This is a genomic window from Rothia sp. (in: high G+C Gram-positive bacteria), from assembly GCF_030540545.1.
GTDB lineage: Bacteria > Actinomycetota > Actinomycetes > Actinomycetales > Micrococcaceae > Rothia.
Genome location: NZ_JAUNVZ010000111.1, coordinates 467 through 1090, shown reverse-complemented (window position 1 = coordinate 1090; position 624 = coordinate 467). Strand labels below are relative to the sequence as shown.

Below are 624 nucleotides of genomic sequence, written 5' to 3'. Positions count from 1 at the left end.
CAATGGTGAACTCGTGCACCTGCTCCATCTTGGTGCCGCCGTCTGAGCCTTTGGTGGTGGTGTGCAGCTGCACGGTGTCGGTGGCGGTCGAGGAGGCGCTGGTGATCTTCACCGGCTTGTCCCCGCTATTGGTGATTTTGCCGAACACGCCGGTCATGCCGCCCTTGCTGGCTTTCACCCAGGCCCCCTCAATTTTTAGGGTGCCTGACGAGGCGCTGGCTCCCTGCCCGCCTGCAGCGCTGGCCCCCGCAGAGGCTGATGAGCTTGCCGAAGAGGAGGCTGATGCGGAACCGGATGCGCCGGTGCTGGTGGAGCCCCCGCAGGCGGAGAGCAGCAGCATCCCGGCTGCGGCGGTGCAGGTAAAGGTTACGAGCTTCTGATGATTCTTGAACATGGTTGGTTTTCTCTTTCTGGGCGGTACCGCCCGGTGTGTGCTGTGCGCAGCTGAGGTCAGGGGACGACCCCAGCTATTGCGCATACTTAGTGAGTGCGGCTACTCACTGGTTCCCGGCCCGTCGTTGCGTTTGCGGATGAGCATCACCGCAATCGCCCCGACCAGCAGGATCAGCAGCCCGCCGCCGCCCCACAGCCAGGGGGCAAGTCCTTCTTTATGTTCCGTGTCCG

Annotated in this window: 1 protein-coding gene; it reads right to left on the bottom strand. The window is 63.5% G+C overall.

The features are described 5' to 3' along the window. Positions 1–394 (bottom strand): copper chaperone PCu(A)C (locus Q4P78_RS09305; protein WP_303340087.1); only part of this gene is annotated, 394 nt, incomplete at its 3' end. Positions 395–624 lie beyond the last annotated feature (230 nt).